General features: G+C 66.2%; 21 protein-coding genes, 1 tRNA gene and 1 pseudogene. 10 read left to right on the forward strand and 13 right to left on the reverse strand.

From position 1 onward, the window contains the following. Nucleotides 1-48: 48 nt before the first annotated feature. From EET03_RS12120 to EET03_RS12135, 4 genes are all read right to left on the reverse strand, one after another. Nucleotides 49-639, reverse strand: a complete 591-nt coding sequence (locus EET03_RS12120) for an HdeD family acid-resistance protein (protein ID WP_099194153.1) — start codon at nt 637-639, stop codon at nt 49-51. Nucleotides 640-696: 57 nt separating this feature from the next. Next, nucleotides 697-2,025 (reverse strand): adenylate/guanylate cyclase domain-containing protein, encoded by a 1,329-nt coding sequence (locus EET03_RS12125; protein WP_075542920.1) that lies wholly within the window; start codon nt 2,023-2,025, stop codon nt 697-699. 69 nt (nt 2,026-2,094) lie between these two features. After that, the gene (locus EET03_RS12130; RefSeq protein WP_082274661.1) at nt 2,095-2,499 is read right to left on the reverse strand and encodes a DUF488 domain-containing protein; all 405 of its coding nucleotides are present in this window, start codon (nt 2,497-2,499) and stop codon (nt 2,095-2,097) included. A gap of 10 nt (nt 2,500-2,509) precedes the next feature. Beyond that, nucleotides 2,510-2,583, reverse strand: a tRNA-Leu gene (locus EET03_RS12135). A gap of 125 nt (nt 2,584-2,708) precedes the next feature. On the opposite strand from EET03_RS12135, the gene EET03_RS12140 reads away from it, so the two are divergent. Then, nucleotides 2,709-3,323 carry an ANTAR domain-containing response regulator gene (locus EET03_RS12140; RefSeq protein ID WP_063468863.1) on the forward strand — a complete coding sequence of 205 codons (615 nt, stop codon included), beginning with the start codon at nt 2,709-2,711 and terminating at the stop codon, nt 3,321-3,323. 90 nt (nt 3,324-3,413) lie between these two features. Here the strand turns inward: EET03_RS12140 and EET03_RS12145 are convergent, their stop codons facing one another. Together EET03_RS12145 and EET03_RS12150 are read right to left on the reverse strand one after the other, a co-directional pair. Then, on the reverse strand, nt 3,414-4,616 hold the full coding sequence (locus EET03_RS12145) for a lipid-transfer protein (RefSeq protein ID WP_075542893.1): 1,203 nt from the start codon (nt 4,614-4,616) through the stop codon (nt 3,414-3,416). Continuing rightward, complete coding sequence (locus tag EET03_RS12150; RefSeq protein ID WP_075542894.1) at nt 4,613-5,059, reverse strand: Zn-ribbon domain-containing OB-fold protein; 447 nt, start codon at nt 5,057-5,059, stop codon at nt 4,613-4,615. Before EET03_RS12150 ends, EET03_RS12145 begins: the two co-directional genes overlap by 4 nt. Before the next feature lie 132 nt (nt 5,060-5,191). Here EET03_RS12150 and polA point away from each other — a divergent pair, with 132 nt between their 5' ends. From polA to EET03_RS12165, 3 genes are all read left to right on the forward strand, one after another. After that, nucleotides 5,192-7,855 carry a DNA polymerase I gene (gene polA, locus EET03_RS12155; protein ID WP_099194380.1) on the forward strand — a complete coding sequence of 888 codons (2,664 nt, stop codon included), beginning with the start codon at nt 5,192-5,194 and terminating at the stop codon, nt 7,853-7,855. Nucleotides 7,856-7,983: 128 nt separating this feature from the next. After that, complete coding sequence (locus EET03_RS12160; RefSeq protein WP_075542896.1) at nt 7,984-8,448, forward strand: hypothetical protein; 465 nt, start codon at nt 7,984-7,986, stop codon at nt 8,446-8,448. After that, entirely contained in the window at nt 8,449-8,802 is a 354-nt protein-coding gene (locus tag EET03_RS12165) for a hypothetical protein (protein ID WP_075542897.1), read from the forward strand. 708 nt (nt 8,803-9,510) lie between these two features. Here the strand turns inward: EET03_RS12165 and EET03_RS12175 are convergent. Continuing rightward, nucleotides 9,511-10,172: pseudogene (locus EET03_RS12175) on the reverse strand (IS256 family transposase); the annotation flags it as partial. Nucleotides 10,173-10,624: 452 nt separating this feature from the next. Here EET03_RS12175 and rpsA point away from each other — a divergent pair. Both rpsA and coaE read left to right on the forward strand, forming a co-directional pair. Next, nucleotides 10,625-12,070, forward strand: a complete 1,446-nt coding sequence (gene rpsA, locus EET03_RS12180) for a 30S ribosomal protein S1 (RefSeq protein ID WP_036415302.1) — start codon at nt 10,625-10,627, stop codon at nt 12,068-12,070. A 6-nt stretch (nt 12,071-12,076) separates the two neighbouring features. Continuing rightward, nucleotides 12,077-13,309, forward strand: a complete 1,233-nt coding sequence (coaE, locus tag EET03_RS12185) for a dephospho-CoA kinase (RefSeq protein WP_075542899.1) — start codon at nt 12,077-12,079, stop codon at nt 13,307-13,309. A 27-nt stretch (nt 13,310-13,336) separates the two neighbouring features. Here coaE and EET03_RS12190 read toward each other — a convergent pair whose 3' ends face one another. The 3 genes from EET03_RS12190 to EET03_RS12200 form a co-directional block, all read right to left on the reverse strand. Then, the gene (locus EET03_RS12190) at nt 13,337-13,756 is read right to left on the reverse strand and encodes a hypothetical protein (RefSeq protein ID WP_075542900.1); all 420 of its coding nucleotides are present in this window, start codon (nt 13,754-13,756) and stop codon (nt 13,337-13,339) included. Nucleotides 13,757-13,891: 135 nt separating this feature from the next. Further along, nucleotides 13,892-14,407, reverse strand: a complete 516-nt coding sequence (locus EET03_RS12195) for a DNA polymerase ligase N-terminal domain-containing protein (RefSeq protein ID WP_244232329.1) — start codon at nt 14,405-14,407, stop codon at nt 13,892-13,894. Nucleotides 14,408-14,456: 49 nt separating this feature from the next. Beyond that, nucleotides 14,457-14,897, reverse strand: coding sequence for a ribonuclease FAU-1 family protein (locus EET03_RS12200; protein ID WP_075542921.1), 441 nt, complete (start codon nt 14,895-14,897; stop codon nt 14,457-14,459). A 56-nt stretch (nt 14,898-14,953) separates the two neighbouring features. On the opposite strand from EET03_RS12200, the gene EET03_RS12205 reads away from it, so the two are divergent. The 3 genes from EET03_RS12205 to EET03_RS12215 are packed head-to-tail and all read left to right on the forward strand — an operon-like array spanning nt 14,954 to nt 19,186. Beyond that, nucleotides 14,954-15,526: a hypothetical protein gene (locus tag EET03_RS12205; protein ID WP_075542902.1), complete on the forward strand. Its 573-nt coding sequence runs from the start codon at nt 14,954-14,956 to the stop codon at nt 15,524-15,526. Nucleotides 15,527-15,558: 32 nt separating this feature from the next. Continuing rightward, nucleotides 15,559-17,739 (forward strand): excinuclease ABC subunit UvrB, encoded by a 2,181-nt coding sequence (uvrB, locus tag EET03_RS12210; protein WP_075542903.1) that lies wholly within the window; start codon nt 15,559-15,561, stop codon nt 17,737-17,739. A 34-nt stretch (nt 17,740-17,773) separates the two neighbouring features. Beyond that, nucleotides 17,774-19,186: an MFS transporter gene (locus EET03_RS12215; RefSeq protein ID WP_075542904.1), complete on the forward strand. Its 1,413-nt coding sequence runs from the start codon at nt 17,774-17,776 to the stop codon at nt 19,184-19,186. On the opposite strand, the gene EET03_RS12220 is transcribed toward EET03_RS12215, so the two are convergent. Further along, nucleotides 19,175-20,746, reverse strand: coding sequence for a mannosyltransferase (locus EET03_RS12220; protein ID WP_122508761.1), 1,572 nt, complete (start codon nt 20,744-20,746; stop codon nt 19,175-19,177). The two genes, EET03_RS12215 and EET03_RS12220, sit on opposite strands and share 12 nt — an antisense overlap. Before the next feature lie 322 nt (nt 20,747-21,068). Between EET03_RS12220 and EET03_RS12225 the strand changes: the two genes are divergently transcribed. After that, on the forward strand, nt 21,069-21,509 hold the full coding sequence (locus EET03_RS12225) for a universal stress protein (RefSeq protein ID WP_075542906.1): 441 nt from the start codon (nt 21,069-21,071) through the stop codon (nt 21,507-21,509). Nucleotides 21,510-21,572: 63 nt separating this feature from the next. Here EET03_RS12225 and EET03_RS12230 read toward each other — a convergent pair whose 3' ends face one another. Both EET03_RS12230 and EET03_RS12235 read right to left on the reverse strand, forming a co-directional pair. Further along, the gene (locus EET03_RS12230; protein WP_167470628.1) at nt 21,573-22,373 is read right to left on the reverse strand and encodes an SDR family NAD(P)-dependent oxidoreductase; all 801 of its coding nucleotides are present in this window, start codon (nt 22,371-22,373) and stop codon (nt 21,573-21,575) included. Nucleotides 22,374-22,427: 54 nt separating this feature from the next. Next, nucleotides 22,428-23,336: a 2-oxo acid dehydrogenase subunit E2 gene (locus EET03_RS12235; protein WP_075542908.1), complete on the reverse strand. Its 909-nt coding sequence runs from the start codon at nt 23,334-23,336 to the stop codon at nt 22,428-22,430. Between the last annotated feature and the right edge of the window lie 111 nt (nt 23,337-23,447).

Consider the following 23,447-nt stretch of genomic DNA (forward strand, 5'->3'; position numbering starts at 1 on the left):
GTGTAGTAGATGCGTCGGCGTTGACGCGAGTGACGCTTATCGGAGAACTTATAGCCCCAGTGCTTTAGCCGCCTTACGGATGCCGAACGCCGACACGATCTCGCAGGCGCCGATAATGACCAGCCACACACCCACGACGATGGCCAAGGTGATGATCGACTCGAACGGCGCGGCCAACACCACGACGCCGGCGATCAGGCTGATAACCCCGACGAAGATCTGCCATCCCCGTCCCGGCAGGGTCGGATCGTTGATCGCGGACACGGTTGTGGCGACGCCGCGGAAGATGAACCCGATACCGATCCAAATGGCCAGCAACAGGACCGCGTTGCCGAAATGGCGGAACGCCAGTACGGCCAGGATCAGCGAGGCCGCGCCGCTGATGAACGCCAGGATCCGGCTGCCGGCCGAAACGTGCAGGCTGAACGCGAGGACGACCTGCGCGATGCCGGTCACGACGAGGTAGACGCCGAACGCGACGGCGGCCACCAGGACCGATTTCCCTGGCCAGACCAGGATCAGGACGCCGAGGATCAGCGACAGGAGTCCCGATAACAGCGTTGACTTCCACAGATGCGGCAACAAGCGGGGGACGGGGCCCGAGACGGGTGCGGTTTGCATGGCACCAGTGTGACGCATGTGACGGGTTTTGGCATAGTGGTGAACCGCCGGTGCCCGCCCGGTTGCGTTGAGGTGTCAGACGCCGGCGGTGCTTGGCTCCTCGGCAGGCGCATCGGCCGGCTGCTCCGCCGGCCTGCGGCCGAGCAGATACCAGGTGCGCATGACGCCTTTGCCCTTGACGTTGATGTGTCCGCGCTCCTGCAGCACGAAGTCGTCCTTCAAGCGCTGGTAGACCTCATCCGGCACTTGGATCTTGCCCACCGAGTCGGTGGACTCCATCCGCGACGCGACATTGACCGCGTCGCCCCATACGTCGTAGAAAAAGCGGCGCGAACCCACCACGCCGGCGACCACCGGACCCGTGGCCAGGCCGACCCGCAGTGGTACCGGGCCGCCTTGTGGGTCCGTCAATCCGGCTGCGACGCCGACCATGTCGAGTGCAAAGTCGGCGAGTGCCTGCACATGGTCGGGCCGAGGCCGTGGCACGCCGCTGACAACCATGTAGCAGTCGCCACTGACCTTGATCTTTTCCAGTCCATGCTTGTCCACCAATGGGTCGAAAGCGCTGTACAACCGGTCCAGGAATCGGACGAGGTCGGCCGGCGCGGCGCTGCTGGCCCGCTCGGTGAAACCGACGATGTCGGCGAACAGCACCGAGGCCTCGTCGTATTTGTCGGCGATGACGTCTCGCTCGGGATGCTTGAGCCGTTCGGCGATGCTGGCCGGCAACATGTTGGCCAGCAGGGCCTCGGAGCGGTCGTATTGGGCTTCCATGATCGCTTCGGCGCGCGCGGTGTCCCGCAGGGCAAACCAGACCGACACGACCACCACGACGCAGGCCGAGACCGTGGTGACGACGAAGCCCACCGACTGAGCCCAGGCGGGCTGAATTCCGGTGTTGCGGGGGACCAGGAATTCCACCGCGATGATCAACACGGTGGCAAGGGCCGCCAGTCCGCTGGCCAGCACGATGTGTTCAATGCCCAGCACCAGCACCACCAGGCAGGCGCCGACGAGAAAGAAGAACTGCGCACCGGACCCGGTGCCGACGCTCCAGCAGCTGGCGAAGACGGCAACATAGGCGGCTCCGATAAAGGTCAGCGCTGCCACCAATTCACCGAAGCGGTGCAGCATCGGGACGATCGCGAAGACCACGGCCGCGGCGATGTTGATCCAACTCAGCGGCCAGACCCAGGCATCGGTCAGAAATTGCATCAGCACGAAGCTCGCACTGACCATCACGGCCAGCCAGGCCGCGATACTGAGCAGCCGGGCCCGGCGCGCCGCACTGCGGGCATAATGCTGGTCGAACTCGCGGGTTTGCTCGCGCACCACCGTGACGCAGTCGTGGCGGGATGAGCCCTCGGATAGTTTCCGTGAGGCACCGCGTTTCTTAGCCGCCACGATCAAAAGCGTAACCGTTGGGCTCGATATTGTCGGCCACCTGCCAAGACTCAGGACCCCTCGGCGATGTCATGGGTGAGCCAATCCGCGCCGGTGACAGCGCCACCACGTCGGTTCCCCACACATCACCGCCACGTTGCAGGTGTCGGCATCCCGTAGCAGCCGCTGGTATGCCGCGCGAAAGCCGGGTGTACGGGTGTGCGCCGCGTAATTCGCAAACGCCGGGTTTTCCCACCAGAGATCACGCGGTACCGGGCTCGCGGGCGGTTTGCGGCGGCCACCGAGATCAGGTTCGTGCCGGTAGCCGATCCCGGCGGCGCCCAGCCAATCGGGCATCACTTGTTTGGAGACGTCGGGGTTGCGACGCGAGCCGGGGAAACTGCGGACATCGACCAGCAGCTTGATGTCGTGCCGGCGCAGCGCGTCGGTGAGTTGCCCGGCCGTCTTGGCGCCGTGGCCAATGGTGTGCAGCATGATCCCGGAGTGCCCTCGGTGGGATTCGAACCCACACTGGACGGGTTTTGAGTCCGTTTCCTCTGCCAGTTGGGATACGAGGGCTGAGGTTGTTCCGCTTCGGCTTTCCACCTCAGAGCAGCCTCCAACCATAGCGGATTGATGCCGTCATCCCGACTCACCGCCCCCCAAGGTTTCCCGTCTCAGCCGCTCACGCCACAATGTCCGTCATGACCGGCCCCACCAACGACGCCGATGCCGCAAAGCCACACCGTGTCTTGATCGCGGAAGACGAAGCGCTCATCCGAATGGACCTCGCCGAGATGCTGCGAGAGGAGGGGTACGACATAGTCGGAGAGGCCGGCGACGGCCAGGAAGCCGTCGAACTGGCCGAGCGGCACAAGCCCGATCTGGTGATCATGGACGTGAAGATGCCGCGCCGCGACGGGATCGACGCGGCGTCGGAGATCGCCAGTAAGCGCATCGCGCCGATCGTGGTGCTCACCGCGTTCAGCCAGCGCGATCTCGTGGAACGCGCACGCGACGCGGGGGCCATGGCCTATCTGGTGAAGCCCTTCACTGCCAGCGACCTGATCCCGGCCATTGAGTTGGCTGTCAGCCGGTTCAGCGAGATCACCGCGCTGGAACAAGAAGTGGCGGCGCTGTCCGACCGTCTGGAAACGCGCAAGCTCGTCGAACGTGCCAAAGGTCTGCTGCAGGCCAAGCAGGGCATGACCGAGCCGGAGGCGTTCAAGTGGATCCAGCGCGCCGCCATGGATCGGCGGACCACCATGAAGCGGGTGGCCGAAGTCGTCCTGGAAACCCTGGACACGTCTGCCAAGTAGCCGCCGTGCGGCAGCCGCCTTCCGGCGAGCAGACACAGAATCGCACCGATCCGCGCAGCGGAGTGCGATTCTGTGTCTGCCCGGCAGCGTCTAACGCGCCACGATCACCGACGAGCCGTGGCCGAACAGACCCTGGTTCGCGGTGACGCCCACCTTGGCGTTCGGCACCTGCCGGCCGGTCGCCTGACCACGCAGCTGCCAGGTCAGCTCGCACACCTGGGCGATCGCCTGCGCGGGGATCGCCTCGCCGAAGCACGCCAGGCCGCCCGAGGGGTTGACCGGGACCCTGCCGCCGATGGTGGTCGCGCCGCTGCGCAGCAGCGACTCGGCTTCGCCTTTGGCGCACAGTCCCAGATGCTCGTACCAGTCGAGTTCCAGCGCGGTGGACAGGTCGTAGACCTCGGCCAGGCTCAGGTCCTCGGGCCCGATGCCGGCCTCCGCGTAGGCCGCGTCCAGGATCTGATCCTTGAACACCCGGTCCGGCGCGGGTACCGCCGCGGTGGAATCCGTTGCGATATCGGGCAATTCGGGCAAATGCTGTGGGTAGCGCGGGGTGACGGTGCTGACCGCGCGCACCGACGGCACCCCCTCCAGCGAGCCGAGATGCGCGCGGGCGAACTTCGCGCTGGCCACGATCAGCGCCGCGGCGCCGTCGGAGGTGGCGCAGATGTCCAGCAGGCGCAGCGGATCAGCGACCACCGGGCTGGCCAGCACGTCGTCGATCGATGTCTCCTTGCGGAACCGGGCGTTCGGGTTGTGCAGGCCATGCCGGGAGTTCTTGACCTTCACCTGGGCGAAGTCCTCGTGCGTGGCTCCGTAGAGGTCCATCCGTCGCCGCGCCAGCAGCGCGAAGTACACCGGGTTGGTGGCCCCGATGAGGTGGAACCGCTGCCAGTCGGGATCATTCTTGCGTTCGCCGCCCACCGGGGCGAAAAAGCCTTTCGGCGTGGTGTCGGCGCCGATCACCAGCGCCACATCGCAGAAACCGGCCAGGATCTGGGCCCGGGCGCTTTGCAGTGCCTGGGAGCCGCTGGCGCACGCGGCGTAGCTGGAGCTGACCGGCACGCCGTTCCAGCCCAGCTTCTGGGCGAACGTGGCGCCGGCGACAAAGCCCGGGTAGCCGTTGCGGATGGTGTCGGCCCCGGCCACCAATTGGATCTGACGCCAGTCGAGGCCGGCGTCGCGCAGCGCGGCCCGCGCGGCTACCACCCCGTACTCGGTGAAGTCGGTGCCCCACTTGCCCCACGGGTGCATTCCGGCGCCGAGGATGTACAGCGGTTCGGGCGTGCTCATGTCTGGGCGATCCTCCACGCGTAGACGATGCGTTGCACACCGTCGTCGTCGGTGAACAGCGGCATGGTGGTCAGCTCCATCTCCATGCCCACTTTCAAGTCGGCGGCCAGTGTGCCCTCGACCACCTTGCCCAGCACGATCAGCCCCTCGTCGGCCAGCTCCACCGCGGCGACGGCGAACGGCTCGAAGGGGTCGGGGGAGGGATAGGGCGGCGGTGGGGCATAACGATTTTCGGTGTAGCTCCAGAGCTTTCCGCGCCGAGACAACGCGACGGACTCTAGCGTGTCGGACTCGCAGGCCGGGTTGGGGCAGTTGTTGTCTCGCGGCGGGAAGACGTAGGTGCCGCACTGCGGGCACTTGCTGCCGGTCAGATGCGGGTTGCCGGCCTCGTCGGTGGTGAACCACCCGTCAATGGCCGGTGCTTGGCTGGTGACCTCGGGCACCGGCCCAGCCTACCGAGCGGATGCACAAAACTGAAACGTGTTGCAGTTCCGGCGCCGCATACCGCGTCGGACCAGGTGCATAGAGTGTGATCCGTGAGCACCGCCAGTGAGGATCAGGCCAAGCCGACGTTGATGTTGCTGGATGGCAACTCGCTGGCATTTCGGGCGTTCTACGCACTGCCCGTGGAGAACTTCAAGACCCGCGGCGGCCTGACCACCAACGCGGTCTACGGCTTCACCGCCATGCTGATCAACCTGCTTCGCGACGAGGCCCCGACGCACATCGCCGCGGCCTTCGACGTGTCCCGGCAGACCTTCCGCTCCGAGCGTTACCCGGAGTACAAGGCCAACCGGTCATCGACGCCCGACGAATTCCACGGGCAGATCGACATCACCAAGGAGGTACTGGGAGCGCTGGGCATCACGGTGCTCGCCGAACCGGGTTTCGAAGCCGACGACATCATCGCGACGTTGGCTTCCCAGGCCGAGAAGGAAGGGTATCGGGTGCTGGTCGTCACCGGCGACCGCGACTCCTTGCAGCTGGTCAGCGACGACGTGACGGTGCTCTATCCGCGCAAAGGCGTCAGCGAACTGACTCGCTTCACCCCCGAGGCCGTGGTCGAGAAGTACGGGCTCACCCCGGCGCAGTATCCGGACTTCGCCGCGCTGCGCGGCGACCCCAGCGACAACCTGCCCGGCATTCCCGGGGTGGGGGAGAAGACCGCGACCAAGTGGATCGCCGAATACGGCTCCCTGCAGGGGCTGGTCGACAACGTCGACTCGGTGCGCGGCAAGGTCGGCGACGCGCTGCGCGCCAATCTGGCCAGCGTGGTGCGCAACCGCGAACTCACCGACCTGGTCCGCGACGTGCCGCTGGCCCAAACCCCGGACACGTTACGGCTGCAGCCCTGGGACCGCGACCACATTCACCGGCTTTTCGACGATCTCGAATTCCGGGTGCTGCGCGACCGGCTGTTCGACACCCTGGTCGCCGCCGAACCCGAGGTCGAGGAGGGGTTCGACGTTCGCGGCGGGGCGCTGGAGCCCGGCACGGTGGCGAAGTGGCTGGCCGAGCACGCCAGCGACGGGCGCCGCTCCGGCCTGACGGTGGTGGGCACACATCTGCCTCACGGCGGCGACGCCACCGCCCTGGGGATCGCCGCCGCCGACGGGGAGGGTGGCTACGTCGAGACCGCGACCGTGACGCCCGACGACGACGCCGCGCTGGCGGCCTGGCTGGCCGACCCCGCCAAACCCAAAGCGCTGCATGAGGCCAAGATGGCCATCCACGACCTCAGCGGCCGCGGCTGGACTCTGGACGGCGTCACCTCTGACACCGCGCTGGCGGCCTACCTGGTACGGCCGGGGCAGCGCAGCTTCACCCTCGACGATCTCTCGCTGCGCTACCTGCGTCGTGAGCTGCGGGCGGAAACCCCTGAGCAGCAACAGCTTTCACTGCTCGACGACATCGAGGGAGTGGACGACCAGGCCGTCCAAACCACGATCTTGCGGGCTCGTGCCGTGGTGGATCTGGCCGAAGCGCTGGACGCCGAGCTGGCCCGCATCGACTCCACGGCCTTGCTGGCCGAGATGGAACTGCCGGTGCAGCGGGTGCTGGCGGACATAGAGCGTGCCGGGATCGCCGTCGACATGCCGATGCTGGCCGAACTGCAAAGCCAGTTCGCCGACCAGATCCGCGACGCCGCCGAGGCCGCGTACGCCGTCATCGGCAAGCAGATCAACCTCGGCTCGCCCAAGCAGCTGCAGGTGGTGCTGTTCGACGAACTCGGCATGCCGAAGACCAAACGGACCAAGACCGGCTACACCACCGATGCCGACGCGCTGCAGGGTCTTTTTGACAAGACCGGGCACCCGTTCCTGCAGCATCTGCTGGCGCACCGCGACGTCACCCGATTGAAGGTGACCGTCGACGGGTTGTTGAACTCGGTGGCCGCCGACGGCCGCATTCACACCACGTTCAACCAGACGATCGCGGCCACCGGCCGGCTTTCGTCTACCGAGCCGAACCTGCAGAACATCCCGATCCGCACCGATGCCGGTCGTCAGATCCGCGACGCTTTCGTGGTGGGCGCCGGCTACAGCGAGCTGATGACCGCCGACTACAGCCAGATCGAGATGCGGATCATGGCGCATCTGTCCCGCGACGCCGGCCTCATCGAAGCCTTCAACACCGGCGAGGATCTGCATTCGTTCGTGGCGTCAAGGGCGTTCGGCGTGCCGATCGAGGAAGTGACCGGCGAGTTGCGCCGCCGAGTCAAGGCGATGTCGTACGGCCTGGCCTACGGGTTGAGTGCCTATGGGCTGTCCACTCAGTTGAAGATCTCCACCGAAGAGGCGAAGGTCCAGATGGACCAATACTTCGCCCGATTCGGCGGGGTGCGTGACTACCTGATGGCCGTGGTCGAGCAGGCTCGCAAGGACGGCTACACCTCCACCGTGTTGGGGCGCCGGCGCTATCTGCCCGAGCTGGACAGCAGCAATCGCCAGGTGCGTGAGGCCGCCGAGCGGGCGGCGCTCAACGCGCCGATCCAGGGCAGCGCGGCCGACATCATCAAGGTGGCGATGATCGAGGTCGACAAGGCGCTCACCGAGGCCGGCCTGGCGTCGCGCATGCTGCTGCAGGTCCACGACGAATTGCTGTTCGAGATCGCACCGGGTGAGCGCGAGCGCGTCGAGGCGCTGGTGCGCGAGAAGATGGGCGGCGCCTACCCGCTGGATGTTCCGCTGGAGGTGTCGGTGGGCTTCGGGCGCAGCTGGGATGCGGCGGCGCACTAAGATCTGGGCTCGCCCGCGCAGTTCTTACTTTGGCGAGCCGCGGCGGATGCCGTCCACACATGACAACGCAGCCGAACACACACCAGCGATCTCGACATGGGGGCGACTTTAGAAGTAATTTTAATGTCATGGACGAGGTGTCGTTTTCCGATCTGCAGTTGAAGGGCAAGGCGACCATCGAGCGTTGGCTGCGCAGTTCGGCGGGACGGCCGCTGCGGGTGCGCCGGCGCGACGCCGAGGATCTGGTCCTGACTACCGCCTCGCGGGCGGCCCAGGAGCGGGAGGCGGCGTCGGCGACCTCTCGGCTGTTCGTGGCGATGATGCGGCACGACCGCGGGGCACGTGACCTGGTGACCGAGGCGTTGCCGGAGGCGTTCCCGTGGGTGGCGTTCTTGTCGCGTGCGGAAATCCACGAGTTCGTCGACGAGTTAGTGGCGACGATGCGCGCCGCGGATTCAATCGACAACCCGGCGCCGGTGGCTCAGCTGATCGAGAGTTGGCGACACACCGCGGAGGTGCTCGCCGATCCGGAGTTGGCGGCGGTCCTGACCGCGCCGAGCGACGCCGATTACGGAAGGGTGCCCGGCGCCTGAGTGAGTCCGAAACGGGGAGATCGGGTCGCACCGCCGGCCACGCGGGGGCAGTGGGAGTTGCGGTTCGCGACCAGCGAGGCGGTCAAGGGATGGGAGTCGTTATGCCAGCAAGCCGCAGCGAACACCGAGGTTGCGTGGAATGAGCTGCGCGGCCGTCCGGAAAGTCCGGCGCCAACGCCGCGGCATCACCGGCTCAAGGGTCGGCTGGCGTCGGCCGCGCACGGTGGGGTGGAGATGGAGCAGTGGCAGTACGAGGTGACCGGCGGCGGAAGGCTCTGGTACCTCGTCGATGTCGAGAAGCACACGTTATGGCTGCGCCACGCGGGGCCCGGGCATCCGCGTGAGACCGAATAAGGGGGAAGGTGTGAGTGGCAAGCCGGCAGGCGCTCGCCAGTGACGATCGAAGAGCGCGGAAAGTGAGTTGGACCGCAGCGGATCTGGTGGCCGCGCTGCGTCGGCAAGTGTCTGGGCTCGAAGCCGACTTGCGGGCGCGGGTCGACGGCGACGACCACGACCTGTGCCAGCCGGGTGTACTTGAGGTATGGAAATGGACTACGAAACGGCGGTCGCGGCGCAGCGCAGCGCACCGCGGCGTCGTGGCAGCAGTGGCGCAACGACCGGGTCACCCACGCGACGGTGGCGTGGGTGCTGATGACGGTGCTCGCGCGCCACTGCGAGGACAATGCGCTGGTGACGCCCCGCTGGTTCGGCGGTGTCACCGCTGACGAACGCGGCCTCGCGCTGGATGCGCGACGTTCCTACACTTTCAGCAGCATCCTGAGCACACCGACCGCGAATGGCTGCACCACATCATCGCGCACTTCGGGAAGTTCACCGCGACAAGGGGATTGGTGGACGAGTATTCACCCCTGCACCTGGTCTGACCGTCCGGTGATGCAGCGCGGGCGTTGCTGGAGTTCTGGTGGCAGCAGAGCGCGACGGGTGAGCCGTTGTATCCGTTCGCTGGCGTGGACACCCGTTTTCTCGGCGATGTGTACCGGGATCTGTGAGCCTGTCACGAATTTTGTGTAAGTCAGAGGTGACTGGACTACGAGTTGTATTCTAACACAACGGAATTCGGCCTGGGAAGAGCCGGGCCAGTGTGTTCAACGCCGCGGTCCAGTTGGGCGTTCCACTACCCGAATAACCTCCTCCTTGCTAGAGATATTGCGCAGCCCGAGATACAGCAACTTCATCGCGGCGTCCTTGTCAGGGAAATGGCCGCGGTTCTTGGTGATCTTGCGCAGCTGGAAGTTGATCGACTCGATCGCATTGGTGGTGTAGACGATCTTGCGCAATTCGACCGGGTAATCCAGGAATGACACAAATTCCGGCCAGGCGTTGTGCCACACGTCGATCGCCCCGGGGTACCGTTGGCCGTAGACGGTCTGGAATTCCTTGAGTGCCAGCTCGGTGGCATCCACGGCCGGCGCGCTGTAAATCGCACGCATGGATGAGGCGACCTTTCGCCGGTCTTGGTATGAAACGAACCGCATCGCATTGCGGATGACATGCACCAGACAGGTCTGCACCACGGTATCGGGATAAATCGAGCGGATGGCATCGGGCAGACCAGTCAGTCCGTCGCAGCAGGCGATCAAGATGTCACGCACTCCACGGTTGCGCAGATCGATGACCACCTTCTGCCAAAACTTCGCCCCTTCAGAGTCTTGAATCCAGCAGCCCAGGGCGTGTTTGCGGCCCTCCAGATCCACAGCGCGTGCATGGCGACCGCACTCAGGTAGCCGATCAACACGTGGCCAGCGTTGCGTGTTCTCCAGCGAGGCGAAACCGCACCGACCAGGTCGGCTCGGATCAGTTCAGTGGGTGAGCAAGTTGAGCTCATTGCGGCGGTGGCCGGTCAGCATCAGCAGCAGGTAATAGGCCCTTTGTGGCTTATTCGACCCAGCGGCGCCGATCGTGACCGACGCTTAGCTGACCGACACGGTCTCACCGCGGCTGATCAGCGACTCGATGTAAAGCCCGAGGACCATCGACAGCACGACGGCAACAGATGCCCCCTGGCTAGTGCGGGCGCGACGGATGGTGCGGTTTGTCCAGCATGTACACAGTCGAGTAGCCTCGACAGATGCCCGTCGGTGCTCGATGGCGGGTCATATCAACAATTCAACGTCCCAGTCCCTACGACCGACCCTGTCCGGAGCAACCCAACAATATGCCGAGTCCCGCCGTCACCTCGCCGCAAGTAGCCGTCAACGACATTGGCTCCTCCGAGGACTTTCTCGCAGCAATAGACAAAACGATCAAGTACTTCAACGATGGCGACATCGTCGAAGGCACCATCGTCAAAGTGGACCGGGACGAGGTGCTCCTCGACATCGGCTACAAGACTGAAGGGGTCATCCCCGCCCGCGAACTCTCCATCAAGCACGACGTCGACCCCAACGAGGTCGTTTCCGTCGGCGACAAGGTCGAGGCCCTGGTGCTCACCAAGGAGGACAAAGAGGGCCGGCTGATCCTGTCGAAGAAGCGCGCCCAATATGAGCGCGCCTGGGGCACCATCGAGGCGCTCAAGGAGAAGGACGAGGCCGTCAAGGGCACCGTCATCGAGGTGGTCAAGGGCGGCCTGATCCTCGACATCGGGTTGCGCGGCTTCCTGCCCGCCTCGCTGGTGGAGATGCGCCGGGTCCGCGACCTACAGCCGTACATCGGCAAGGAGATCGAAGCCAAGATTATTGAGCTGGACAAGAACCGCAACAACGTGGTCCTGTCGCGGCGGGCCTGGCTGGAGCAGACTCAGTCTGAGGTGCGCAGCGAGTTCCTCAACAACCTGCAGAAGGGCACCATCCGCAAGGGCGTGGTCTCCTCGATCGTCAATTTCGGCGCCTTCGTCGATCTCGGCGGTGTGGACGGTCTGGTGCACGTCTCCGAGTTGTCTTGGAAGCACATCGACCACCCGTCCGAGGTGGTTCAGGTGGGCGACGAGGTCACCGTCGAGGTGCTCGACGTGGATATGGACCGCGAGCGGGTTTCGTTGTCGCTGAAGGCAACTCAGGAAGACCCGTGGCGCCACTTCGCGCGCACCCATGCGATCGGGCAGATCGTGCCGGGCAAGGTCACCAAGCTGGTGCCGTTCGGCGCGTTCGTCCGCGTCGAGGAGGGCATCGAAGGCCTGGTGCACATTTCCGAGCTGGCCGAGCGCCACGTCGAGGTGCCCGACCAGGTGGTTGCCGTCGGCGACGACGCGATGGTCAAGGTCATCGACATCGACCTGGAGCGCCGCCGGATTTCCTTGTCGCTCAAGCAGGCCAACGAGGACTACACCGAGGAGTTCGACCCGGCGAAGTACGGCATGGCCGACAGCTACGACGAGCAGGGCAACTACATTTTCCCCGAGGGCTTCGATCCCGACACCAACGAGTGGATGGAAGGTTTCGACGCGCAGCGCACCGAATGGGAAGCTCGCTACGCCGAGGCCGAGCGGCGGCACAAGATGCACACCGCGCAGATGGAGAAGTTCGCCGCGGCCGAGGCGGCCGGACACGGCGGTGGCGAGCAGCCCTCGGGCAGCCCGGCGTCGACGGAGAAGGCCGCGGGTGGGTCACTGGCCAGCGACGCGCAGCTGGCGGCGCTGCGGGAAAAACTCGCCGGCAACGCTTAGTCGCCGATGCTGCGCATCGGACTCACCGGCGGCATTGGCGCCGGCAAGTCGGTGCTGTCCACCACGTTCGCGCAGTGCGGTGGAATCATCGTCGACGGGGATGTACTGGCCCGCGAGGTAGTCGAGCCGGGCACCGAGGGGCTTGCGGCACTGGTCAACGCCTTCGGCGACGACATCTTGCTCCCGAGCGGGGCGCTGGATCGACCGGCGTTGGCCGCCAAGGCGTTTCGGGATGACGAGGCGCGGGCGAAACTCAACGGGATCGTTCACCCGCTGGTGGCCCGCCGCCGCGCCGAGATCATCGCGGCGGTATCTGAAGAAGTGGTTGTCGTCGAAGATATTCCGCTGCTGGTCGAATCGGGGATGGCGCCGCTGTTCCCGCTGGTGGTGATCGTGCATGCCGACGCCGAACACCGGGTGCGACGGCTGGTCGAGCAGCGCGGCATGTCAGAAGAGGACGCCCGGGCCCGGATCGCCGCGCAGGCCACCGACGAGCAGCGCCGTGAAGTCGCCGATGTCTGGCTGGACAACTCGGGCAGCGTGGACGTCTTGGTCGAGCGGGCCCGCGACGTTTGGTACAACCGAATACTGCCGTTCGCCCACAACCTCAGCGAGCGTCGGATCGTCTGCCCCCCGGCACGGCTGGTACCGGTCGATCCGAGTTGGCCGGACCAGGCCCGCCGCATCGTCAACCGGCTCAGGACGGCGTGTGGCCACCGGGCGCTGCGAGTGGACCATATCGGTTCAACGGCGGTGCCGGGCTATCCCGATTTCGGAGCCAAGGACGTCATCGACATCCAGATCACCGTCGAATCACTGGCGGTGGCAGACGAACTCGCCGACTCGCTGCTATCCGCCGGTTATCCGCGGGGGGAGCACGTCACCCAGGACGTCGCCAAAGACGATGCGCGCAGCACCGTCGACCACTACGACCATAGTTCCGATGCTGCATTGTGGCACAAGCGCTTTCACGCCTCAGCCGATCCCGGGCGGCCGACGAATGTACATATCCGGGTGGACGGTTGGCCCAATCAGCAGTTCGCGCTGCTGTTCGTGGACTGGCTACGGGCCAACCCCGGTGTGCGGGCCGACTACCTGTCGCTCAAGCGGGCCGCCGAGCAGAGCGCGGCATCGGGTGCCGGCGACATCGCGCACTACGCGGCAGCCAAAGAGCCGTGGTTTCTCGACGCCTACCGGCGGGCGTGGGACTGGGCCGATTCCGTCGGCTGGCAACCCTAAGACCCGGCGCGTTCCGTAGGTGACCGGTTAGGTGCCGGGCAGCGGGGCGCCGCACTGCAGTACCCCGCTCATGGGATCACTGTTGCCTTGCTTCGGTCTGACGAACTGGTCGACTTGGGTGGCGACGTTGTCGTCGACGTCGATTTCGCAGTGGACATTCGCCGAGTAGGGCCAGTTCAGCGACACCTGCATCCCTGCCTGTTGCGGATCGGCCAGTACTTCGTTGGCCTCGAACACGTTGCCGGGCATCGGGCTCAGCGGGGCGGTGGATGTCTGGCCGCCGTTGAGCACGAAGGTGGCCTGACTACCGGGCGCGACACCGTCGATTCTGGCGATGTAGGTGACGTTGTGGAGGTCGGCAAGCGCGGTTGCGAGGTCTAGTTGTGAGCCGACCGCGACGGCCGTCATCGCGGCGATCGTAGACCATTTCTGCGTGGTGGAGCTCATATCGATGACGATACGCCCGGTGCGCGGTCACGCAGCGGGTCGCCGAACCGGATTGACTTGCGCGGCAAGCGTTTGACGAAATCCGTCACGACGAGTCGTCCAGCGTGCGACCGGATAGCACCGATTCGACTTGGCCTAACCAAGTTTGGGCCGTGCGTCGGCGTCAGCGGGCCGAACCGCGTCGTTGCGTTTGGTCAGGAGCCAGGTCTCGTCCTCGCCCTCGCGGATCCGGGTGAGCGCGTAGCCGCCGCGCAGTGTCCGGCCGCGCAGGTGGAACCAAAGATGGCCGCGCTCAAGGCCCTTGATCATATCGTGCCCCGTCATGTTGGCGTAGGTGCCGTGGTCCCAGACGATGACGCCACGGTCCGCTTCGAATGTGGCGTACTGCACCGGGTGGTCCTCGGTGCGTAGGGCCATCCGCTTGTCCTTCGGATCGGTCGACGGGCTTCGCGGTATCGCCCAGCAGACGAGCATGCCGTCGATCTCGAGGGACAAGTCATAGTGGTCGCTGTGTGCCACATGGTGGCGGATGACGAACCGTGGTCCCTGCCCGGCCGTCAGCTTCTTCGGGCGATGCCGTCCTCCTGGTGCGCCGCGGCGCACGGTGATGGCGCCGGGCAGCCCCATGCGCCGGTATCCGCTCAATTGCATACGACACGGATACCCGCTATGGCCGCAAATGACCCGCAGCGACCGGCGATCAACCGGAGCGCCAGGTGAGCGCCATGCCGTTGCTGGCCAACCAGCGCACCAGGTCGTAGTCATGGCGGGCCAGGCCGTCGACGGCGGTCACCGCCCGCTGCAGTGCCTGCTCAGCGACCTCGGCGGGCAACAGTCCGTGGCGGACCGCATCCAGCAGCTCGTCAACGTCGGCCAATCTGGCCCCCCGTCCGGTGCGGACCTCGATGTCGAGGTAGTGATCTTCGGAACGCCACACCGCGGCCCCGGGCGTGTATTCACCCACGTCGAGGTAGTGGTCGTAGTCGCGTTCGTGGCCAGGGTTGAAGTGAAAGACGGTGGCGCGCAACCCGAATGCCGGCAGCAGCCAGGACTCGAGGTAGTGGAACTGGGCCCGGCCGGGGGTGGGCCGGGCAAGATAGAGCCCCCATGGATGCACGGCGTACTCATCGACGGCCCGCACAATGCCTTTGGGATCGGTGTTGGTGCGGGCCACCAGGTCGAACGTTTCGTGCTTGGGTGGGTGGATGGCGTCACCTTACCGTTGGCGGCTCATTAGCGGCGCAGCCGGATCTGCCACCGCACGAACCCTGCATAGCAGATCGACAGCCGAACGAGCAGCTGCGGGCCACCCGGGACGAAACGCTCACCTGGTCACTGGCACCGCAAACCGACGGCATGCTGCGCGGCGTGGTTACCGAGACGGCGTCGTCGACGAATGCGGCGCGCAGGGGGGCGGTGCTGCGGGTACCGGTGGTCGCCACCCGGATCGGTGATGTGCCGTCGACGGTGGTCCTGTCCGACCCCGCACAAGCAGTCGCCGCCCCCGCCCCGCGCTCGAGCGTTTCATCGCAGTCCGTTCCCGAAGGGGCGTGCGATCGCGACGACAACCTCGCCTACGACCAGACCAGCAACGAGCAAGTCGTGTGCGAGGGCAACACCTGGGACAAAGCGCCGATCACGACCGGCGTTCACGCCGCCGGAGCCTCGTGCGACCGCCCGGACATCCCGGTGTTCGCCGTGTCCGCCTTCAACGACGGTTACCTGCTCGAATGCGACCCGGCAAGCCGCATGTGGGTCCGGCACGGCTAAGACGTGTCGGTGCCTCGTTCTACCCTGATGACATGGCTTTTGCCACCGAACACCCAGTAGTTGCCCATTCCGAGTACCGCCCAGCCGCAGAGGACGTGGAAGGGTTGGTGCGCTCCGGCGCGCGCTTCGAGGTGGTCAGCCCGCACGCGCCCGCCGGCGACCAACCGGCCGCCATCGACGAGCTGGAGCGCCGGATCAACGCGGGGGAGCGTGACGTGGTGCTCCTCGGCGCCACCGGCACCGGAAAATCGGCCACCACCGCGTGGCTCATCGAGCGCTTGCAGCGGCCCACCCTGGTCATGGAACCCAACAAGACGCTGGCCGCCCAGATCGCGAACGAGCTGCGAGAGATGTTGCCGCACAACGCGGTCGAGTACTTCGTGTCGTACTACGACTACTACCAGCCGGAGGCGTACATCGCCCAGACCGACACCTACATCGAAAAGGACAGCTCCATCAACGACGACGTGGAGCGGTTGCGGCACTCCGCCACGTCGGCGCTGCTGTCCCGTCGCGACGTGGTGGTGGTGGCCTCGGTGTCCTGCATCTACGGCCTGGGCACCCCGCAGTCCTACCTGGACCGCTCCGTCGAGCTGCAGGTAGGCAGCGAGGTGCCGCGCGATGGGCTGCTGCGCCTGCTGGTCGACGTGCAGTACACCCGCAACGATCTCTCCTTCACCCGCGGTTCCTTCCGGGTGCGCGGCGACACCGTGGAGATCATCCCCTCCTACGAGGAGCTGGCGGTTCGCATCGAGTTCTTCGGCGATGAAATCGAGGCGTTGTATTACCTGCACCCGCTGACCGGCGAGGTGATCCGCCAGGTCAACTCGCTGCGGATCTTCCCGGCCACTCACTACGTGGCCGGGCCCGAGCGGATGGCACACGCGATCTCCACCATCGAGGAGGAGCTGGCCGAGCGGCTCGCCGAATTGGAGGGGCAGGGCAAGCTGCTGGAAGCCCAGCGGCTACGGATGCGCACCAACTACGACATCGAGATGATGCGGCAGGTCGGGTTCTGCTCGGGCATCGAGAATTATTCGAGGCATATCGACGGTCGCGGCCCGGGCTCGCCCCCGGCGACACTGCTCGACTACTTCCCGGAGGACTTTCTGCTCGTCATCGACGAGTCGCACGTCACCGTGCCGCAGATCGGCGGCATGTACGAGGGTGATATCTCGCGCAAGCGCAACCTGGTCGAATACGGGTTCCGGCTGCCGTCGGCGTGCGACAACCGCCCGCTGACCTGGGAGGAGTTCGCCACCCGAATCGGGCAGACGGTATATCTGTCGGCCACGCCGGGACCGTACGAGCTCAGCCAGTCCGGCGGCGAGTTCGTCGAGCAGGTGATCCGGCCGACCGGCCTGGTGGACCCGAAGGTGGTGGTGAAACCGACCAAGGGGCAGATCGACGATCTCATCGGGGAGATCCGCAAACGCGCCGATGCCGATCAGCGGGTGCTGGTGACCACACTGACCAAGAAGATGGCCGAAGACCTCACCGACTACCTGCTGGAGATGGGTATCCGGGTGCGCTACCTGCATTCCGAGGTCGACACGTTGCGGCGGGTGGAACTGTTACGCCAGTTGCGCCTAGGCGACTACGACGTGCTGGTCGGCATCAATCTGTTGCGCGAGGGCCTGGACCTTCCCGAGGTGTCGCTGGTGTCGATCCTCGACGCCGACAAGGAGGGCTTCTTGCGGTCGTCGCGCAGCCTGATCCAGACGATCGGCCGCGCCGCCCGCAACGTCTCCGGCGAAGTGCACATGTACGCCGACAAGATCACCGACTCGATGAAAGAGGCCATCGACGAAACCGAGCGGCGCCGGGCAAAGCAGATCGCCTACAACGAGGCCAACGGGATCGACCCGCAGCCGCTGCGCAAGAAGATCGCCGACATCCTCGACCAGGTCTACCGCGAGGCCGCTGATGTCGACGCCTCGGAGTCCGTTCCGATCGGTGGGTCGGGCCGCAACGCGTCCCGCGGGCGACGTGCCCAGGGTGCGCCCGGCCGCGCGGTCAGCGCCGGCGTCTTCGAGGGCCGCGACACATCGAACATGCCCCGCGCTGAGCTGGCCGACCTGATCAAGGACCTCACCGAGCAGATGATGGCCGCCGCGCGCGACCTGCAGTTCGAGCTGGCTGCCCGGTTCCGCGACGAAATTGCCGACCTGAAAAAGGAATTGCGTGGGATGGACGCTGCCGGGCTCAAGTGACTCGGGGTGACCACGCGGTGCCTACGGTGTAGCTGTGACCGAGACGGCGAGCGAGACCGGCAGCTGGCGCGAACTGCTGAGCAGGCACTTGGGGACGGCCACCATGCTGGCCGGCGGCGTTGCGCTGTATGCCACCAACGAGTTCCTGACCGTCAGCCTCCTTCCGAGCACCATCGCCGAAATCGGTGGCAGCCGGCTGTACGCCTGGGTGACGACCCTGTATCTGGTCGGTTCGGTGGTGGCGGCGACCTCGGTCAACCCGATGCTGCTGCGGGTCGGTGCCCGCACCTCGTATCTGATGGGACTGACCGTCTTCGGCGTCGCGAGCCTGTTGTGTGCGGCCGCGCCGAATATGGAGACCCTGGTCGCCGGACGCACCCTGCAGGGGGTGGCCGGCGGACTGCTGGCAGGACTCGGTTACGCGCTGATCAACGCTGCGCTGCCGCATCGGCTGTGGACGCGCGGCTCGGCGCTGGTGTCGGCCATGTGGGGGGTGGCGACGCTGGTCGGGCCGGCGACGGGCGGACTATTCGCGCAGTTCGGGCTGTGGCGGTGGGCGTTCGCTGCGATGGCGGTGATGTCCGGGCTGATGGCCCTGTTGGTAGTGGCCGTGCTGAGCAGCCGGGCCGGCGCACGCGGTGGGCAGCCGGTGACCTTCGCGCACAAGGTGCCGGTGTGGTCGTTGTTGTTGATGGGCGCTGCCGCCCTGGCAGTCAGCGTCGCCGAACTCCCGCGCTACCTGGTGCAGACCGTCGGCCTGCTCGCCGCCAGTGTGCTGCTGATCGGGATCTTTGTGGTCGTCGACTGGCGGCTGCACGTAGCAGTGTTGCCGCACAGCGTGTTTGGGCCTGGACCGTTGAAGTGGATCTACCTGACCATGTCCGTGCAGATGGTCGCCGCGATGGTGACCACCTATGTGCCGTTGTTCGGTCAGCGGTTGGGCAACCTGACACCGGTGGCGGCCGGATTCCTGGGTGCGTCACTGGCGGTGGGCTGGACGGCCAGCGAGATTGTCAGCGCATCGGTGAACAACACCCGGGTGATCGGGCATGCGGTGGCGGCAGCGCCGTTGGTGATGGCGTCGGGCTTGGCGCTTGGTGCTGTCACCCAGCGTGCCGATGCCCCGCTGGGGGTCGTCGCGCTGTGGGCGCTGGCGCTGCTGATCACCGGGACCGGGATCGGGATCGCCTGGCCGCATCTGTCCGCGTGGGCGATGGATTCCGTCGACGATCCGGCCGAGAGCGGCGCCGCGGCGGCGGCCATCAACATCGTGCAGCTGATCTCGGCGGCTTTCGGCGCCGGCCTGGCCGGTGTCGTGGTCAACAGGGCCGAGGGGGGCGAAGTGACGGCCGCTCGCTGGTTGTTCGCGGTATTCACCGTGCTGGCCGCCCTCGGGTTCATCGCCTCCTACCGGGCGACCCAGCGCCAACGTCGGTCACCGGGTTGATTTGACGACCTGCGAATAGTGGAACTGCCACCGCTCGACGATGTGGAAGCCCAGGTAGCCGGGAAACTGGTACACCGGCGTGCGCCCGAACGCCGTTCCCGGCGACAAACGTTGTCCCACTTGATGATCCGGCAATGATTTGTCGCGGTTGGTGATCGTCCACAGCGTCGTGCATTTATTGATCTTGGCGGTGGTCAGCCACACCGCGACGTGGCCGTCCCACAGCGTGCCGACCTCGGGCCCGTAGGCGCCGCGTTCGACGTCGACCACCGACCGGAACGCTGCCGGCCGGGTGGCCAGCAGCGCCCGGATCGGCCCCGGTCTCCACGGCACGGTGTTGTCCACCAGCAGGCAATCACCGGGTGCGGCATGGGCACTGATGACGTCGGCCACCTGGCTGTAATCCCAGCCCTCCTTGGCGTAGGGCCCGCGTTGGGTGAAGTAGTAGTTCGGGAACGCCGCGGCGGCGAAGAGCGCCACCGCGCCGGCTATGAGCCAGGGCTCGCGGGCGACGGTGACGATGCAGATGGCCAGGATGACCGCCGCCCCAGGGGCGGTCAGTATCAGGTAGCGCGGGTAGTAGATGGGTTCGACGGTCGCCGAGTAGATCAGGACGACGGCGGTGGGAACGACCACCCAGGCCACGCCGGCAAGCAGCAGCGGTCGGGTGCCCTGGCCGGGCCCCGGCGCGCCGGTCAACCGCAGCACGACGGCGACGGCGACGACCACGCCGGACAAGATGGCGAACGGAACACTGTGGTCGAAGTACTGGCGATGCACCACATCGAGGAAGAGGTTTCGGTTCAGCCCCGAGATCCACCCGACCTGCCACACCTGTCCGTGGGCGAACAGGACGAAGGGCGTCATGGCCCCGACCGCGGCCAGCGAGGCGACCGCCCACCAGATGGCGGGAGCTTTCCGCGATTGCGCCGGGGCCAGCAGGGGCAGCAGCGCGGCGTACACCGGCACCAGCAGTCCCAAGTTGATGCTGATCAAGATCGACAGCATCAACCCCAGCGCATACAGCAGCCACAGCCATGGCTTGTTGCGCCGCACCGCGATGACCAGCAGCACCGTCAACCAGACCGCGGCCGTCACCGACAATGCAGAGGAGCGCGCCTCGATGCCCGCCCAGGTCACCCGCGGCAGGATGGCAAAGACGGCTCCCGCACACAACGCGGTGCTGCGGCCGGAAAACTGCTTGGCGAACACGACAACGCCGCCGGCGGCGGCTCCGATGGCCAGGCTGCTGGGAACCCGCGACCAGAACTCGGTCGGCGGGAAGATCGCGAACCAGCCGTGCATCAGCAGGTAGTACAGGCCGTGTACCGCATCGATATGGCCCAGCAGATTCCACAGCTCCGGCAGGGTGCGCCGTGCCGAAGCCGAGATCGTCGCACCCTCGTCGAACCACAGCGACGGCCGACTGGCCCAGGCTCCGCTCACGATCGTCGCCAGCAAAGCGATCGCCCAGGGGTCGAGGCGGCGGCCACGGGCATGCGAGCGCGCCGCCTCACCCGCCAGCGGCGCCGCGTCCTGATCCAGTGTCGGTGCAGACATGATGCCTGTCACTGTAGGTCGCCGGCGATGATTCCGGTCACCAGCCGTCGTCTCGCCACCCGGTCGGGCATCGGAACGCACCGCCGCCAGTGCCACCCCGCATGATCGCGATATCTACCGAAAAGCATTGCACCACAGCTAGTTTCGCAGTGAACCGGGACTGTCCATGGCGTTGCCGCCACCCGCTGACGTGCTACGGCTGCCCCGGCCCGGCAAAATGCGGATTGCGCCACGCCGGTCCGGTGTGGGTAATCTGACCCATCTGGATCAGGCAAAGCGATACTGTCTGGGGTTGGCGTAGCAACCGACACTGGGAGGGTAAATGGGCGCCTATCGGACCGTGGTGGTAGGAACCGACGGCTCGGACTCGTCGATGCGGGCAGTGGACCGGGCCGCGGAGATCGCCGGGGCAGATGCCACGTTGATCATCGCGTCGGCGTACCTGCCTCAACACGAGGACGCCCGAGCCGCCGACGTCCTGAAGGACGAAAGCTACAAGGTGACGGGCACCGCCCCGATCTACGAGATCCTGCACGACGCCAAGGAACGGGCGCACAACGCCGGCGCGAAGAACGTCGAGGAACGCGCGATCGTGGGCGCTCCGGTCGACGCGCTGATCAGCCTCGCCGAAGAAGCGCAGGCCGACCTCCTGGTGGTCGGCAACGTCGGCCTGAGCACGATCGCGGGGCGGTTGCTGGGTTCGGTGCCGGCCAACGTCTCGCGGCGGGCCAAGGTCGACGTGCTCATCGTGCACACCACCTAGCCTCCATAGCCGGGCCTCAATAGCCGGCCGGCTGCGCGGACCGGATTTCCGTTCGGCGCATTTTCACCGGTGGCTCGCCTGGACCTGGGAGCGTTTTATTTGATGGGGAATGCCGGTGAGAACGAGTTCGGCAGTACGCCTGGGAGCCTCGGCAAGCATCGAGAAGACGGCTGCCCGCCTGGGCAGCCGGACGTGTTTGCGGCCCTTCTGTACAGCGGACACGACCTGATCGGCAACCATCTCGCGGGTGACGTCGACCATGAGGTGCATCCGGTAGAGGCGGCGGAAGGAATCAGCGGTCGGCGGGTAATCCTCGGTATGGGCCAGCAGGTCGGTGGGAATCGGCCCGAGTTCGACGAGGGTGGTGCGGATCGGCAAGCCGCGAAGGTCGGCTCGCAGGCCTGCGGTGAAATGAGAAAGGGCCGCTTTGGAAGCCGAGTAGGTCACTAACCCGGGAAGGGCTACGCAGCCCGCCATCGAGGAGACGTTGACGATATGCCCGCCGCCGCGGTGAAGCATTCGAGGGATCGCGTGCCGGCACAATTCGGCGGGCGCGAGGTAGTTGACCTCGGTGACTCGTCGCAAATCATCCTCGGGTGCGTCGGTGAAGCCACCCGTCTGGTTGTCGATGCCGGCATTGTTGACGAGGACGTCGATCGGCCCCACTTCGTCCTCGATGCGCGCAATCAGCATGCGTACCTGGCCGGGCTCCGACAGGTCGGCAACGTGGGCAGAGCCTCCGAGCTCGCCCGCCAGCGTGCGAAGGACCCCGTCGGTCCGCGCGACGAGCGCCACGCTTGCCCCGGCACCGGCGAACGCACGTGCGAGAGCCGCGCCGATGCCTCGTGAAGCCCCGGTGATCAAGACCCGTTTTTGCGCTAGCTCCATGGCATCTCCTGCTGTCGGCGAACACTGCGCCTACGCCATCGCCGGCCGCTTCCCATTCGACTGGACGGGCGACCGGCGCGTCGTGCGCGGCGGCACGGGACGGGGGACCGGGTCGAACGCCGCGGGATCGTCCAGATACTGGCGAAATACGTGGGCCATCGTCGCCGCCTGGTAACCGTCGACGAACCGGTGGTCCAGACCGATCGTCAACGGCAGCACCGGGCGTACCACCGGTTGACCGTCTTCGGCGAGCACCCTGTCGGTCACGGCCCCGATCAGGATCCCGAACGGCACGTGGCAAAACGTCGGCCAGGGAGCGGCGGCCGTGTCCAGGCCGTAGGTGCCCACGTTGCTGACGAGTATCGAACCGTAGGGACGGGCCTCGAGCCCGAGGAAGGGCAGGGGCAGCTGGAGACTTTCGGTAACGAACGCGATCGCATCCATCACCGGGCGTAGCAGCAGCGGCGGGAGGCCTTTGACCATGGCCTTGGCTTGCTTGAACTGTGGATCTTCGTTGTGCCGGATCCGTGCGGCGCGATCAGCCAATTCTTTGGCGATGACCCAGGGCGGCTTCTCATTGATGCGACGCACGACGGCGCCGGAAAGATCCGTCCTGGCCGCTTCGACTCCCGTTACCACGTCTGTTCGCAGCGACACGACGAAAAAGCAGTCGATCGTCGGGGATGGCAGAAAGCTGCCGAACACCACGCGGCCGTTGAGGCCGGGCAGCGCTTCGACGACTTTGCCTGCCGCCCGGCCTACCAGATCCACGGGGGTGACATGCTGGCCCGTGGCTTCGCGAACCCGGGCGATGTAGTCCAGCAGCCGCGAAGCATCGATTTCGGCCGTCGCCCAGATGATCGGGTCCTTTCTGGGACGCCAGGTAGCCATGGCGATCTTGCGCCAAACGGAGAACGGGACAGATGACGGTGCCCACATCGTCGGAGCTCCATTCCTTCGCGCCACGACCGGCGCCTACCTCACTTCACGCCGGGCTTCGTGCCGATTGTGCGCCGCCACCGGGTCGCCGACGAGGGAACAAGGTCCCTA

The organism is Mycobacterium innocens (genome assembly GCF_900566055.1).
Lineage (GTDB): Bacteria > Actinomycetota > Actinomycetes > Mycobacteriales > Mycobacteriaceae > Mycobacterium > Mycobacterium innocens.